General features: G+C 50.8%; 10 protein-coding genes. 9 read left to right on the top strand and 1 reads right to left on the bottom strand.

Annotated elements, in window-relative coordinates; translation table 11 throughout:
- Positions 1-2 precede the first annotated feature (2 nt).
- The 9 genes from H8L32_RS01755 to H8L32_RS01715 all read left to right on the top strand — a co-directional run bounded on the left by H8L32_RS01755 (position 3) and on the right by H8L32_RS01715 (position 12632).
- Positions 3-1040 carry a FecR domain-containing protein gene (locus H8L32_RS01755; RefSeq protein ID WP_408058791.1) on the top strand — a complete coding sequence of 346 codons (1038 nt, stop codon included), beginning with the start codon at positions 3-5 and terminating at the stop codon, positions 1038-1040.
- A 109-nt stretch (positions 1041-1149) separates the two neighbouring features.
- Entirely contained in the window at positions 1150-3723 is a 2574-nt protein-coding gene (locus H8L32_RS01750) for a TonB-dependent siderophore receptor (protein WP_230412020.1), read from the top strand.
- Between the two features lie 437 nt (positions 3724-4160).
- Positions 4161-6890 (top strand): hypothetical protein, encoded by a 2730-nt coding sequence (locus H8L32_RS01745; RefSeq protein ID WP_186945434.1) that lies wholly within the window; start codon positions 4161-4163, stop codon positions 6888-6890.
- A gap of 125 nt (positions 6891-7015) precedes the next feature.
- Positions 7016-8041: a hypothetical protein gene (locus H8L32_RS01740; protein WP_186945433.1), complete on the top strand. Its 1026-nt coding sequence runs from the start codon at positions 7016-7018 to the stop codon at positions 8039-8041.
- An 11-nt stretch (positions 8042-8052) separates the two neighbouring features.
- Positions 8053-9618: a hypothetical protein gene (locus H8L32_RS01735; protein WP_186945432.1), complete on the top strand. Its 1566-nt coding sequence runs from the start codon at positions 8053-8055 to the stop codon at positions 9616-9618.
- A gap of 410 nt (positions 9619-10028) precedes the next feature.
- On the top strand, positions 10029-10664 hold the full coding sequence (queE, locus tag H8L32_RS01730) for a 7-carboxy-7-deazaguanine synthase (protein ID WP_186945431.1): 636 nt from the start codon (positions 10029-10031) through the stop codon (positions 10662-10664).
- 6 nt (positions 10665-10670) lie between these two features.
- Positions 10671-11114 carry a 6-carboxytetrahydropterin synthase QueD gene (gene queD, locus H8L32_RS01725; protein ID WP_186945430.1) on the top strand — a complete coding sequence of 148 codons (444 nt, stop codon included), beginning with the start codon at positions 10671-10673 and terminating at the stop codon, positions 11112-11114.
- Positions 11114-11647, top strand: coding sequence for a tRNA adenosine(34) deaminase TadA (gene tadA / locus H8L32_RS01720; RefSeq protein ID WP_186945429.1), 534 nt, complete (start codon positions 11114-11116; stop codon positions 11645-11647). The genes queD and tadA overlap by 1 nt, the downstream gene beginning before the upstream one ends.
- Positions 11648-11729: 82 nt before the next feature.
- Positions 11730-12632, top strand: a complete 903-nt coding sequence (locus H8L32_RS01715; protein ID WP_186945428.1) for an LD-carboxypeptidase — start codon at positions 11730-11732, stop codon at positions 12630-12632.
- Between the two features lie 103 nt (positions 12633-12735).
- Here H8L32_RS01715 and H8L32_RS01710 read toward each other — a convergent pair whose 3' ends face one another.
- Complete coding sequence (locus H8L32_RS01710) at positions 12736-14400, bottom strand: MFS transporter (protein ID WP_186945427.1); 1665 nt, start codon at positions 14398-14400, stop codon at positions 12736-12738.
- Positions 14401-14644: the final 244 nt, after the last annotated feature.

Below are 14644 nucleotides of genomic sequence, written 5' to 3'. Positions count from 1 at the left end.
GTGTGAGTGCGCATCCTGGCAGCCTGTTCGGCACCAGTAACGCTACTGCCGCCGCCATTCCTCCTGCGGTCGCTCGGCGTGCGGTAGAGTGGCTGGTTGAACTGCAATCGTATGATGCCAGCGATGTCGATGGAGTAAAAAGGCGGCAGGCCATGCAGCAGTGGCTGGCGCAACATCCTGATCATCAGCGTGCCTGGCAAAGGATTGAAGCCGTCAATGGCCAACTGTTCGGCAATCTGCAACGCACGGCTTCCCCGGTGGCTGCGGCCATTGCACATGCCACGCTGGCCACACCGCGCTCTGTGAAGCGCCGCGAAGCCATCAAGACGCTGGCAGTCATGCTGTTTGCGGGTGGCACTGCCTGGGTGGCGCAAGACCAGATTCCGTGGCATGAATGGACCGCTGATGAACGCACCGGTGTGGGCCAGCGCCGTACGGTCACACTGGCCGACGGCACCACCGTTGCCCTGAATACCAGTAGTGCCATCAATGTGCGCTTTAACGCTAACCAGCGGCAGATCGTGCTGCTTGGCGGCGAGATACTGGTCAGCACTGGCAAGGATGGCAGCGGGCGTCCTTTCATTGTCGAAACTGCGCAAGGTGAGCTCCAGCCTTTGGGTACACGCTTTGCAGTACGGCAGCAGGCGTATGCCAGTCGTGTCGATGTGTTTGAAGGTGCCGTGGCCATTCGACCGCGTGATCTGCCAGCAGGGAAGGCACTGATCCTGCACGCAGGTGAGCAAACCAGTTTCACACACAGCACCATAGCTGACCCGCAGCCTGCCAATGATGACAGCATAGCCTGGACTGACGGCATGCTGGTCGCCAGCAGCATGCGTCTGGCGGATTTTCTTGCGGAGTTGGGGCGGCACCGCCCAGGTTATCTGGGTTGTGATCCTGCCATTGCGGGTTTGAGGGTATCCGGTACTTATCCACTGGCAGATACTGAGCGTATTCTGCAAGCCCTGTGCGCTACCTTGCCGGTAGATATCCATTTCCTGACGCGGTATTGGGTGATGGTGCGACCGGCAAGGGTATAGCGGGTGCAGTTGTGAAAATATTTTTGTGACGGGCTGGTCTGTTTTGGATTCTCGCGGGACATGGAAGGTAAGCACTGCATATTTCCAACTTTCGCAAAAGGAATCAATCATGGGCGCACGCACCCGGCAAACACCACGACAGCAATATTTATTCAATCAGCCAATGAGTCATCCACGTGGCGAGTTATCTGCACGCACGCCTCGTTTTGTCCGCAATGCGCTGGTAGCTGCCATTGGCCATGCATTTAGCGCCGGGTTGGTGGTGACAGCGGCATTGCCGCAAGCGACCCTGGCTGCCGACGTTGCCCCGGCTGCTGCACCGGCCCGAAAAACTTACGATATTCCTGCCGGGCCTTTGGAAGTGGCATTGAACCGCTTTGGCCGCGAGACGGGCTTGTTATTGTCTTTTTCGGCTGAAATCACGGCAGGCCTGCAAAGCAGGGGGCTGCGTGGCAATTACAGTGTGCAGGAAGCGTTGCCTTTGCTGCTGCAAGGCACGGGCCTGGCTGCGGTGGCACAGGCCAACGGTGGTTATGCACTGACGAGGAAACCAGAGCGGCCAGAGCCTGCCGCCTTGCCGCCGGTGGTATTTGACAGCCAGTCGAATTTGCCAGAGGTCAAAGTCAAGGCCAGCATGGAGCAAGAAACTGCCACCAGTCCGGTGATCGGTTTTATTGCAAAACGCAGTGCGACCGGCACCAAGACCGATACCCCCATCATTGAAACACCGCAGTCGATTTCTGTCGTCACGGCTGATCGTATGGCTGCCATCGGTGCCACCACGCTGCGTGATGCGCTGGCCTATACGCCAGGCGTGAACATCGCGCCCTATGGCCCGGATTCGCGTTTTGAAAGCACCTGGTTTTATCTGCGCGGTTTTGATACATATAATCCCGGGCCTACGCTGGATGGTCTGTCCCTGCGCAATAACTACACATGGGCGGTATGGCAAACCGATAATTACGCCAGCGAACGTGTTGATGTCCTGCGCGGCCCATCTTCCGTGTTATATGGCCAGGCATCGCCGGGTGGTACGGTCAATATCGTCAGCAAACGGCCAAGCAGCGAGCCCATCCGCGAATTGCAGGTACAGCTAGGCAATTATGGTGGCAAGCAAGTGGCGGGTGATTTTGCCGGGCCGGTGAATGATGATGGCACCTTGCTGTATCGTGTCACCAGCGTGTTGCGCAAATCTGAATATCCAGTCGATGGCATTGCCAATGACCGCGTTTATGTGGCGCCGGCATTGACCTGGAAGCCCAATGCAGACACTTCGCTGACCTTACTGTCGCACTATCTGCGCGGACGTGCCGGGGTGTATTCCCGCGTGACGCGCGAGCAGGGTTCATTGGTGCCCAATCCAGATGGATCCTACACTCCGGCGTCAACCTTTGTTGGTGATCCCAAGTTTGATCATATGGATCAGGACCAGTGGGCGGTTGGCTATAATCTGGAGCATCGCCTGAACGATACCTGGCAGTTTCGCCAGAACCTGCGGTATGGCCGTATCAAGGCCGGGCTGGATGAGGTATTCAGTGGCACCAGTTATGTGACCGTCAACCCGGCCAATCTCAATGATCCGGCCAATTTCCGTATCATCAACCGCAGTTCGTTCGGTAGCCATGAAACTGCACGCACCCTGTCCATCGACAACCACTTGCAGGGAAACTGGACGCAGGGGATTTTTGCACATACCGTGCTGATCGGGCTGGATTATCAGAACGCCCGTTTTGACCAGGCTACTTACTACGGCGATGCCAATGCACCACTCAACCTGTATGCACCAGTGTACGGGCAAAAGATCAGTATTTCCGATCCGTATTTTGACGGCACGACACGCCTGAAACAGACTGGCCTCTACGGTCAGTGGCAATCGAAGATAGATAACCAGGTCGTTGTCACAGTAGGTGGACGCTATGACCGCGCGAGCATCGACACCGATGACCGCGCCAGCGCCGTGATCACCAGTCAGACGGATGGCAAGTTTACGGGCAGGGCGGGGCTGGTCTATCTGGCGCCGACGGGTTTGGCGCCATATGTCAGTTATTCGCAATCCTTTGTCCCGACTACCACGATCAATCCGGTTACCAGGAAGGCGTTTGATCCTGAAACTGCGGCACAGCTTGAGCTTGGCCTGCGTTACCAGCCGCCAGGCACGCGTGACAGCTATAGCATGGCCGTGTTTGATCTGCGCCGCCAGAACTACATCACCAACGATGGCAATTTTCAGCCCAGGCAGACAGGTGAAATTACCGTCAAGGGTATTGAAATGGAAGCCGTCGTTGAGCCCTTGCGCCACTTTAACCTGACCATGTCATACGCATGGACACCGACGGCGAAGATTACTGCCAGCAGCACCCCTGCGGAGATTGGCGTCAACGCCAACGGTGTGTCCGAACACGCGGGTTCACTCTGGGCAGATTACCGTTTCAACAGCGGCGTGAAACTTGGCCTGGGTGCGCGCTATAACGGCACTAATCATGGCATTTCTGACGCGGCCAGCACAAAGCTGCCTGCTTATACCGTGTTCGACGTGCTGCTGGGCTACGATTTTGGTGCCTGGGACCTGAAGCTGAATATTCGCAATGCTGCCAACAAGACCTATCTGACCAGTTGTGGTTATGGTTCCTGTTATTACGGTGATGTGCGCAAGGTGACTGCAACAGCGACTTATCGCTGGTGATGGCGCGGTAATCTGGCGACAATTGTCAGGTAGTTTTTAAATCAGGGTGCCAGGCATCCTGATTTAATCGTAGTTCCAGAGTATGTTAAATATCAAACCGGCGTTGCGTTCAAACCAAAACAGTGGCTGCACGTATGGCGCTTTGCGGCACATCCTTTTACTCACATTTCCCACCTGCATTAACTGCGACATTGACCTGGTAATCCGTGGTCACGGACATTCGGTATGTTTTTATTGCCTCAATATTGAGCGACGCAAATCAGCAAGGCGATAAAGCAAAGCAGTTTGGTTGCTTTGCGTTTTTTTGCATGCGCAGAATGTCAGTACTGACACTTGAAGATGAGGTTGTCATAATTAAATGCATTTTTGGTAATTTAATGCTTGTTTTTTGATTAACTGTCTCCTATGATGGTTTTTTTACATGAGGATGGTAAAAGATGAGCACTCCAACAATGGCGAATACACCTGATGTGTCTACAAACACTTCTGCAACGACCACACTGTTTAACTTCGTCACACTACGCGGGGTGCAGCGACGGTTACCGTCGGCCCATGTCTACACAACAGTAAGTGCGCCAAGGAAGTTCATTCTGGATAGCACTATTTCCTTGAGGCCAGTTTCAAATGCCGCATCTGCATCCTCTGCGAAAACAGCCAGGTCAGTATCTAAAAGCGCTACGGATTTTGAAAAAAAATCCAGTTATCTTCCTAATTTCCACAGCATTCAAACCGAGTATGGTCAATTTATCGAGATTGGCTTTGCACTCAAACAGCTGAGAACCAGCGCTCAGGCGTCCGAGTTGATACAGCACATATCGAAAATCAAGCCACTGGCGGAAGAACTCTCAAGCCGGCTTTGGAATAATCTGATATATCACGCGCTGAATGGCGGCGATGGGAGAGTCTATGACGCTCTTACTTCAGTCGCACTTGCCAACTACACCGTCAGTCTGGTGAATGCCAGCAAAGAACCGCTGCAATCCGGGAATGTGCTGGAGCTGTCCAGGGCATACATTGCCTTGCCTCCAGTCGTAATCGAGAATTTGCAAATTGCGGCTAAAGAAAAAGCGGATTTGGCGCAAAAGGCCGACATGTCTGCCGATACAGGTGCTAAAAGCGTGCGCGATACAACGCAATTTAATGCAGCTGAGAAAACAAAAACAGCAATGGTTTTATCCAATGGATCTATTTGGGCGTCCCGTGTTCCGCATGAAGGGACTGTGCCAGTAAAACCGGATCCTGGCATCAACATTGCAATACGGGATAATCCTTTTCCAAATTTGCCTTGTTGTATGCAAATTCTTAATGTCGCCGAATATCGTCGGGCAGAACAGACTTTGCTGCGCTATGAAGCGGGTGAAATCGCTGCGATTGTGAACGTTTTGCAGGGCGAGTATCAAGAGAGGGCTACCCGTCGCCTGGTACGGACCGAGGATTCTTTCCTGACGCGTACCGAGAGCGAAACGACGCACGAGACTGACAACCAAAGCACGGATCGTTTTGAGATGGAATCCGCAACAAAGAAAGAAACAGAAGCATCACTTGATGTCAAATTCAGCGGCACAGTGTCCGGGAATTATGGGACAGTCAGCTATGAGGTCGAGACAGGTGTTGCATCGCATAATGCAACCCATCTGGCGGATCAGCAGGCAGTCAAGAAAACGAAAGAAATCACCGCTCGCGCTTTAGACCGGGTAATCAATAAGGTCATTCAGGAACGGCAAAGCAAACGGACAGAAGAGTTTGAAGACAGGTATACGCATGGGTATGACAATCGTGCCGGGAGCGGCCATGTTGTTGGCAGCTATCGCTGGGTGAATAAAATATATAGTGCGCAGGTATGGACGTATGGACAGCGTCTTTCTGTCACCTTCGATGTGGATGAGCCTGCACGCTTTTATAAGTTTTCACAAACGCAATCTCCTGGTTTGACTGAATTGATTAAACCCAATAAACCTAATGTGGCATCACCATCCGATCTGACCGATAGCAATTATCTTTCAGCGGGTGCAGCGTACGGTCTTGAGCTTTCTGCGCCACCTGCCGAATTTATTTATCTGTCGGATTCATATCACGACACCAATACCGATAACAATGCAGATTACGCAGCGCTCGATTTTTCTGGCGCAAATAAGGCGATCACGATTCCTGAAGGGTATACCGCGACGAAAGCAACTGTCATTGGCCCTGCCGGGAGCGGCGAAACGACTAACTTCTATTTTTCCCTGGCGATTGCAGGTCAGTCTCTGCCAGGTAGCAGTGGAAGTATCACTTTTAATCCAGGTATTTCCAGCAATCTGACGGTATCCTATATCGTGCGTTCGCGTAATTATTTCGTATCAGTCAAGGTGGAATGCAAGCGCACTGCAGAGGCACTTAAAAATTGGCAAGCAAAGACTTTCTCCACCATCATGATGGCGTATCAGGCACAACTGGATGACTACAACGCCAAGCTGGCAGAGGCAAAAGCGCAGGCCGGCAGCATTGTGTACAGCGCGGATGATTACACCATCCGGAAAATCATCACCGATGAAATCAAAAAAGCCTGTCTGCGAATTTTAGGACCGGATGCTGAATTGCCACTTGCCGGGCAAGATGCATTTCATCTGTGCCGTGAACAAAAAATACCATTAAACCGGATAGAGTGCCCATTTTGCCAGGATGCACAACGTGCCATATTGCTTGACTCGTACCTGGATTGGGATCTGATGATTACCAAATTCTATGAGTATTTTTATGCAGATACTTGCAGGTGGGCAGAATTAAGTACAGCAAAGGGGAGCGATGCCGCAATGACAGCTTTCTTGCAGGCTGGATTTGCCAAAGTCACAGTGCCTATCGCAGAGGGGAAGGAAGCTGCATTCTTGTACTATATGGTGACCGGACGGCTATGGACAAGTGCCACTGCGCCCACATTTGACGACCCCATTATTCTGGATATGCTGGCTGAGATATTGCCTTTGTCAGCGCCGGTCAAGGTGGGTGCTCCATGGGAATTGAGTGTTCCAACGACATTGACCGTGCTTGAGTGCGGTTCGAAATGTGTGGAAGATGTCAAGCTGCCATTAATCGGTACCAGCTGTCCAACGGTAAATGCGATGAATGGAAAAGATATCGCCTTGCCTACATCCGGAGTTGCCCCGACTACTGCTGCTATATCACCATAATCCGGGGCTATCGTTGTTTCAGTCGGGTTAAGGTTCAGACAAACTTCGGTAATGAGTTCTACCAGCTCGTGCCGATGTTTGTTTTTCGTGTACTACAGTGCGCTTCAAACAAGGTGACACGCATCATGCAGGTAAAAACACAGGTAAAAGCATATCAACTGGCGACAACTGGGGCATTGAACGAGTTTCATAAAGTGTTGACACCTGTATTTCAAGCTGCAATGGGTGTCGCGCCCGGAGATGGATTTCGACTGACTATTGATAGCAATAATCACTGTCACGCGATTTCTACGCAATTGCTGTTCAGTGAACAATCCATTCCCTGTCTGATGACTTCGGACCAGGCCAAAGATGTGGCGGTAAAATTTCTGGCTTCACTTGATACCCAGCTTCGTCGTGTATTGCCGCCGCGCCTGACACTTTTTATTCCAACAAGCCCTAGATCAATGACATCCGCCAAAATGCCGGCAACTTTGGGTGTCATGCCTGAGCACTGGCTGGTGAAATTTGGGATTGATATTCCAATCTCTGAGAGGTCGCAACAACTGGGTGACGCCAGTCATCTTGCGCCACTGTTGGGTGCCTATGTGGACGTCCGTTTGTGCAGTGTCGGTGACATCGGAATTGGCAAGGGCTGCAGCGTCTTGTCGGTAAGCCTGCAAGTTCCGGTGTTCACCGGGGCTATCATGCCTTGCGAGCTTCTGGCATTCAAGGATACGTCTGGTGAGGTCAGTCAAAAAAGCATTCTCGTCTATGCGCTGGACGATGCGCATCAAACAGTGCTCGCCCCCAACTATGCTATTCCGGATGAGGACGAACTGGTGCTGATTCCGGCAACACGCTTTTCTTTGGCTGCGGGCATTGATGTTATGCCGGCTGACGGGCAAGCCAGGCTCGACGCGGCAGTGTTTGGTGGAAGTGGCTCGTTTCGCTGCGAATGGAACATCCTGAATTTGTCAGCAAATACAGATGCAAGTGTCTCAGGCGATGTCTTGGGCAATAGTGTACGCCTTGGTCCAGGATACTTTCATGTGCTGTTGTCGGTTGTTGATACCGTCCTTGAACTTACTGCGCACACCGGACAAATAGTGATTGTTCCGTTTGCGTCAGAAAGCGGAACAGTCCGCAACACTTCACCAGCGCTGGTATAAGGGCCAACATGATGCCGCATGACGCCATACATAAAATCAAAGTATTGATGGGGCTCTGGTTGACGGAGCTTGACGTGCGGAATGACATGCTGCCTCCGCCAGGCGGACTCAAGCTTCGACATATTAGCCATGATCTTTATGGCTTGGCTTCGTTGGTCGCGGCTGATCATATTTTTATTAAAACAGCGGCGTCAACATCTGAAGTGAGTTATCCACCCAGTAATCTGGAGTGGAAGTCCTTGAGTCTGGGTACTCCAGAATTCAAGCTCTGCTATTTCAGCATAGGTGGTGATCACACCAAGCCTGCAAACACGAAAGGCAAACAAGCGTTGCATAAACCTGCCGTGTATTACAACTCGGTAGAAAATTTAAATCTGCCATCTAAGGTAAAAGAAAAAATATCCAAGGCGTCAAACGCAGCGTTTCCCTACCATAACACCGCAGTGTGTGGACATGTTAGTGCCGCATATATACTTGTTGGACCGACCAGTGCTCTGAGTGCACTGAAAGAGGATGAGTACCTCGTTGTTATTCAAAAGTATTTGTTTACTAATTACGGCAAAAATCCGCCACATGAACCTACAGGAACATTGGAGGCAGCAAGATTTTTTCCCTTAATTGAGTTTCATACCAACTGTAAAGCGATAGAGCAAATTCGCATTGATTATCAACTGGATGTTGGTCTTGATTTCGTCTATGACGGATCTGCGTCAGACCCATCGGCAAATGCGATCTCTCGTTTAAAAAACACCACCAAACCAACATCGGCGGGTATTTTTCGTGATGGAGAAGTGAGTTACGGTATGAGCCTGGACGCATTGTTTACCGGATATGAAAAACCTGTTAAATATGAAATATGCAGTTATGGCCTTGTAAAGGGCATGCCCGGTACACTTACTGAGGATACTCCGCCGAAGATTGCGCCTACTACCTGGGATAATATCCATTTCTGGAGTTCGTATGATCGTCTGTCTTCAACTCCGGGAGCGCCACATGCGCTTCACAGTCACTGGCGATGGCCTGTTGCTGCCCAGGAAGGACGCTCGCCCATGATTGGTCTTATTGGCGCTATTAAAGGATTTCCTTCGAATAAAGAGCAATTTACTGGCAGCGTTGCTCTGCCTGGAGCCGTTCTGCTTGGATGGCCCCTAATTGATCCCTGCCTGCCTAACCAGACAATTCAGTTTGCGATAACGAATCGAGATTTCGTGTGTAATCCCAAGGCACTTTCATTTGAAGATAAATTCATGAAGGAAGTGGTTCAAAAAACGGCAGAGTCCCAGATTGACAGACCACCCGGCGAAATTGTGAAGGAAAATGCAATCAGTTTTTGGATGTCGTATCAGGCAAGCGATAGCGACCGGCCAAAAGTGGGTGGCGGCATTATAAAAAAACCAACCAGGGCCGAGAATGCACCATGGAGCGGAGCTTTTTTTATTCAGGGTCTTTATCTGGCGCACTCAAATGAACGCGCAGACAACCTTTTTGTTGGCACTATAGGAGTGGGCGGACAAAAATACGACGGTAAAGAGTTAAATGGTACAGCGAAATGGAAGCGAACACCGCTCGGACAGTAGACACTTGTCTGTCCGTGAAAATACAGCCAACGCAAGCCATGTTTCATGGTTGCGTGCACGAAGCCTGCCATCATGCATTTGGCTGTATGTCGGCAGTCGCTCATGAGGGCATCCGTTAAGCCCCCATTGTTTTGCCCGTTTGTTATCGGGTTAAACTATTTTTTGTTGAATGAGTTCAATGTTTTTTAAATAATAAAATACAAAAACCTCGCCTGATTACGCAAGCGCTGCGCCAAAGTCAGAAGGCCAATAAGCTGCTCCGTGGTATCATGTCTCCCTTTTGCGTTCCAAAAACGCGATAAAATTTCATATATTGCATTTTTCATGCAATGTAAAAGAGAGCGGCTTTGTCAAAAGCCTTGCCTGTGCAGCCTTCAAAGTCGCTGCTGACAATCATGCGGGAATAAGACGTGACTTATAGCGTCAAAGAAATTTTTTATACTCTACAGGGCGAGGGCAATCATGCCGGGCGCCCGGCAGTGTTTTGCCGTTTTTCTGGCTGCAATTTATGGTCGGGGCGGGAAGAGGACAGATCGACGGCGGTTTGCCAGTTCTGTGATACCGATTTTGTCGGCACAAATGGCGAGGGCGGCGGCAAGTTCAAGGCAGCAGAAGCCTTGGCTGCTACGATCAACGCTTTGTGGCCCTTGTCCTATACTGCCAGTAAGTATGTAGTGTTTACCGGTGGCGAACCCTTGTTGCAACTGGATGCCGCCCTGATTGATGCCATGCATGCAGCTGGTTTTGAAATTGCCATAGAAACCAATGGGACCTTGCCGGTACCGGCGGGTGTGGACTGGATTTGCGTCAGCCCCAAAATGGGCTCAGAACTGGTGGTACGCCAGGGTAGTGAGTTAAAAGTCGTGATCCCGCAGTTTGGGCAGGATATGGCAGCATATGCAAATCTTGATTTTGAACATTACTTTGTACAAGCCATGGATGGCCCTTTAAGAGACGATAATTTGCGTCTTGCAATTGAATTCTGCAAACAGCATCCGCAATGGAAGCTGAGCTTGCAAACCCATAAACTATTACAGATTCCTTGAGTTTTCATGTTAACGATTACCAGAAAATTGGAATTCGATGCAGGTCATCGCATTCCTGATCATGGCAGCCAGTGTCGCAATTTGCACGGTCACCGCTATACCCTGCAAATTACGCTGACCGGTGAGGTTGTCGAGAAAGATGGCGAGTCGGATAACGGCATGATCATGGATTTTGGTGATATCAAGGCATTGGCCAATGAGCATCTGGTCAATCTGTGGGACCATTCCTTCATCGTCTACGAGAAGGATTACATCATCAAGAATTTCCTGGAAAAACTGCCTGGACATAAGACCGTGGTCATCGATCGTGTGCCTACGGTGGAAAACCTGGCAAAAATTGCCTTTGATATTTTGAAGGTGGTGTATCACGGCAGGTTTGGCCGCACCTTGGAACTGACCAAGGTAACACTGTACGAAACACCAAATTGCTGGGCAGAGATAGACGGATAATGGCTGGCGTACTTCATCCCGTCACGCCGGACGCGCAGCAATTGCGTGATCTGGAGATGATGCAGCTTGCCTTGCAGCAGGCCAGGCTGGCCTGGGGTGAAGCTGAGGTGCCGGTAGGGGCAGTTGTGGTCAGGGATGGCCAGGTGATTGCCACTGGCTATAACCGGCCTATAGGCAAACACGACCCTACTGCACACGCAGAAATAATGGCATTGCGGGCGGCGGCTGAGGTGGTAGGCAATTACCGGCTACCCGGATGCGAGCTGTATGTCACGCTGGAGCCCTGCATGATGTGTGCCGGTGCCATGATGCATGCACGCCTGGCGCGTGTCATTTATGGTGCCAGTGATCCCAAAACCGGTGTCGCCGGTTCTCTTCTGAATGTATTTGATCTCGATCAATTGAATCATCATACCAAGGTGACGCCGGGTGTCATGGCGGAAGAGTGCGGCGCCTTGCTCAAGGACTTTTTTGCCCACAGGCGTGCCGTGGCGGCGCAAAAGAAAATAGCGGCAGGTGGTGCCAGCATATGAGCAGGCGCACAAGCACACAAATAAGCATACAAGTAGGCAGACACAGGCCGACCAAGTCTTCATCCACACTGACAATATTCCTATGCAAGAGATAAAAGAACAGCCTGGCATTGCCGTTGTTGCACCCAGTGGTGCTCCTCTGGATGACGTGGCAGTAGAGCGCGGGCTGGCATTGCTGGCAGAGCAGGGTTTCAAGGTACATAGCTATTACCAGCCGGCGCAAAAATTCCAACGCTTTGGTGCCACCGATGTTGAACGCGTGCAGCAGATGCATGAAGCTGCCCAAAACCCGGATGTGCAAATCGTCATGGCCCTGCGTGGCAGTTATGGCATGTCCCGGCTGATGCCGCATCTTGATCTGGATTTGCTGGCGCATAGTGGTAAATGCTTTGTCGGATATAGCGATTTCACTCTCATCCATCTGGCGATGCTGGCACGTAACCGTAACAGTCTTGCCGGCCCCATGTTGTGCGATGATTTTACCCGTGAGCAGCCATGCGACTATACCCTGGCACAATTCAAGGCGAGCATCAGCAACACATCCCATACAGTAGAGTTCCAGACTACGCATGAAGATGTAGCACTGAACGGGCGCTTGTGGGGCGGTAATCTGGCCATGCTGACCCATGCAGTGGGCACACCTTTCTGGGCCGAAGTGCAGGATGGAATTTTGTTTCTGGAAGATATTGGTGAACACCCTTACCGTATTGAGCGCATGCTGTTGCAACTGCATTTTGCCGGTGTGCTGAACAAACAGAAAGCCATCATCCTGGGTAATTTTTCTGCTTACAAGCTGGCCCCGCATGACAATGGCTATGATTTTGATGCGATGCTGGCTTATCTGCGCAGCATCATTGATATACCAGTCATTACCGGCTTGCCCTTTGGGCATATACGCACCAGAGCCAGTCTGGTGGTGGGCAGTGATGCGGAATTGACGGTTACAGCAGGCGCGGCACGCCTGGACATGCGGTATAGCTGGTAACAATTTGGTTTGTGACCGAATGCGAAAAAGCCCGGCAAACATGAAGTTTGCCGGGCTTTTTATTTGATTGACTTTAGTACTGTTTAGTACTGATCAGTGCAGTTTAATCCGCTGCATAGATATCGTTGTCTTTGGTTTCCTTGACGAACAACATACCGATGATGAAGGTTGCTACTGCAATCACGATAGGGTACCAGAGGCCATAGTAAATATCGCCCTTGAATGCCACCAGCGCAAATGCCGTGGTTGGCAGCAAGCCACCAAACCAGCCGTTACCGATATGGTAAGGCAGGGACATGGATGTGTAGCGGATACGGGTTGGGAACATTTCAACCAGCATGGCAGCGATAGGGCCATATACCATGGTCACATACAGCACCAGGATGAACAGCAACAACAACACCATAGGCTTGTTGATTTGTGCAGGATCTGCTTTAGGTGGATAACCGGCTGCCTTGATGGAGTCGGCCAGTTCTTTGGAGAAAGCCTTGTCTTTGGCAGTGGCTTCGTCTTTTGGCAAACCTTTGGCATTGTACGAAGCAATGACCTTGTCGCCGACTTTGACGGAAGCGATGGTGCCTGCAGGAGCTGCTTCATTTGAGTAGTTGACCGATGCAGCAGCCAGTTTTGCTTTAACGATATCGCATGAAGAAGTGAATTTCTTCGTGCCGGTAGGGTTGAACTGGAACTGGCAATCATCAGGATCAGCTGTAACAACCACTGGAGCGTTTTTCAGAGCTGCTTCCAGCGCTGGATTGGCATAGTGTGTCAGGGCGCTGAAAATCGGGAAGTAGGTGAGTGCAGCAATCAGGCAGCCTGCCAGGATAATGGGTTTGCGGCCGATCTTGTCAGACAGAGAACCGAATACAAGGAAGAACGGTGTACCGATGAGCAGGGATGCCGCGATCAGGATATTGGCTGTTGCACCATCGACTTTCAGGGTTTGCTGCAGGAAGAACAGGGCATAGAACTGACCTGTGTACCAGACCACAGCCTGACCTGCTGTCAGTCCCAGCAATGCCAGGATAACAATTTTCAGGTTTTTCCATTGACCGAAAGATTCTGTCAGAGGCGCTTTGGAAGTTTTGCCTTCGGCCTTCATTTTGGCGAAAGCAGGGGATTCATTCATGGACAAACGGATCCAGACAGAAATTGCCAGCAGGAAAACCGATACCAGGAAAGGAACACGCCAGCCCCAGGCGCTGAATTCTTCTTCGCCGATGGCAGTACGTGTACCCAGAATCACCATCAGGGACAAGAACAGACCCAGTGTCGCTGTGGTTTGGATCCATGCAGTGAAAGAGCCGCGCTTACCGTGTGGCGCATGTTCTGCCACATAAGTTGCTGCGCCGCCATATTCACCACCCAGTGCCAGACCTTGCAGAATACGCAGGGAGATCAGGATAACCGGTGCGGCAATGCCTATGCTTTCATAGTTGGGCAACAAGCCTACACAGAAAGTAGAACCACCCATGATCAGAATGGTGACCAGGAAGGTGTATTTACGACCTATCATGTCTCCAAGGCGACCAAACACCAGGGCGCCGAAAGGACGGACAATGAAACCGGCGGCAAATGCCAGCAGGGCGAAAATGAACGCGGTGTTGGGGTCAGTGCCAGCAAAGAACTGTTTGGCAATAATGGATGCGAGTGAGCCGTACAGGTAAAAATCGTACCATTCAAAAACGGTGCCCAGCGAAGACGCAAAGATAACCTTGCGTTCTTCTGCCGTCATGCTGCCTGACGTTGCGATAGGTGCTGTCGCCATGCTTGTCTCCTGTTTTAAGTATAGTTAAGTGTGCTTAATAAAAATGCGCTGGAAAATGGATCGGAAAAATTCGATGATTATTTCAACATTTTTTTATTGCAAGCAAAGTGTGCAAGTTGAAACTTACGGCACGCTTGCTCGAAACTTACAGAAACTTACGAATGATATTAATAAGGTGTTCAATAAATAACGGTATTTGGGCGTAAAATGGAATTCAATAAATTTACGAACGGTCGTACTAAAT

It is taken from the genome of Undibacterium hunanense (genome assembly GCF_014284335.1).
Taxonomy (GTDB): Bacteria; Pseudomonadota; Gammaproteobacteria; order Burkholderiales; family Burkholderiaceae_D; genus Undibacterium; species Undibacterium hunanense.
The sequence above is the reverse complement of the archived record's forward strand: the minus strand, read 5'-3'. Positions and strand labels throughout refer to the sequence as shown.

Coding starts and splice junctions, on each gene's coding strand:
- H8L32_RS01745 (WP_186945434.1), top strand. CDS start 4,161: ATGAGCACTCCAACAATGGCGAATACACCTGATGTGTCTACAAACACT.
- H8L32_RS01710 (WP_186945427.1), bottom strand. CDS start 14,400: ATGGCGACAGCACCTATCGCAACGTCAGGCAGCATGACGGCAGAAGAA.
- tadA (WP_186945429.1), top strand. CDS start 11,114: ATGGCTGGCGTACTTCATCCCGTCACGCCGGACGCGCAGCAATTGCGT.
- queD (WP_186945430.1), top strand. CDS start 10,671: ATGTTAACGATTACCAGAAAATTGGAATTCGATGCAGGTCATCGCATT.
- H8L32_RS01735 (WP_186945432.1), top strand. CDS start 8,053: ATGCCGCATGACGCCATACATAAAATCAAAGTATTGATGGGGCTCTGG.
- H8L32_RS01740 (WP_186945433.1), top strand. CDS start 7,016: ATGCAGGTAAAAACACAGGTAAAAGCATATCAACTGGCGACAACTGGG.
- H8L32_RS01750 (WP_230412020.1), top strand. CDS start 1,150: ATGGGCGCACGCACCCGGCAAACACCACGACAGCAATATTTATTCAAT.
- H8L32_RS01715 (WP_186945428.1), top strand. CDS start 11,730: ATGCAAGAGATAAAAGAACAGCCTGGCATTGCCGTTGTTGCACCCAGT.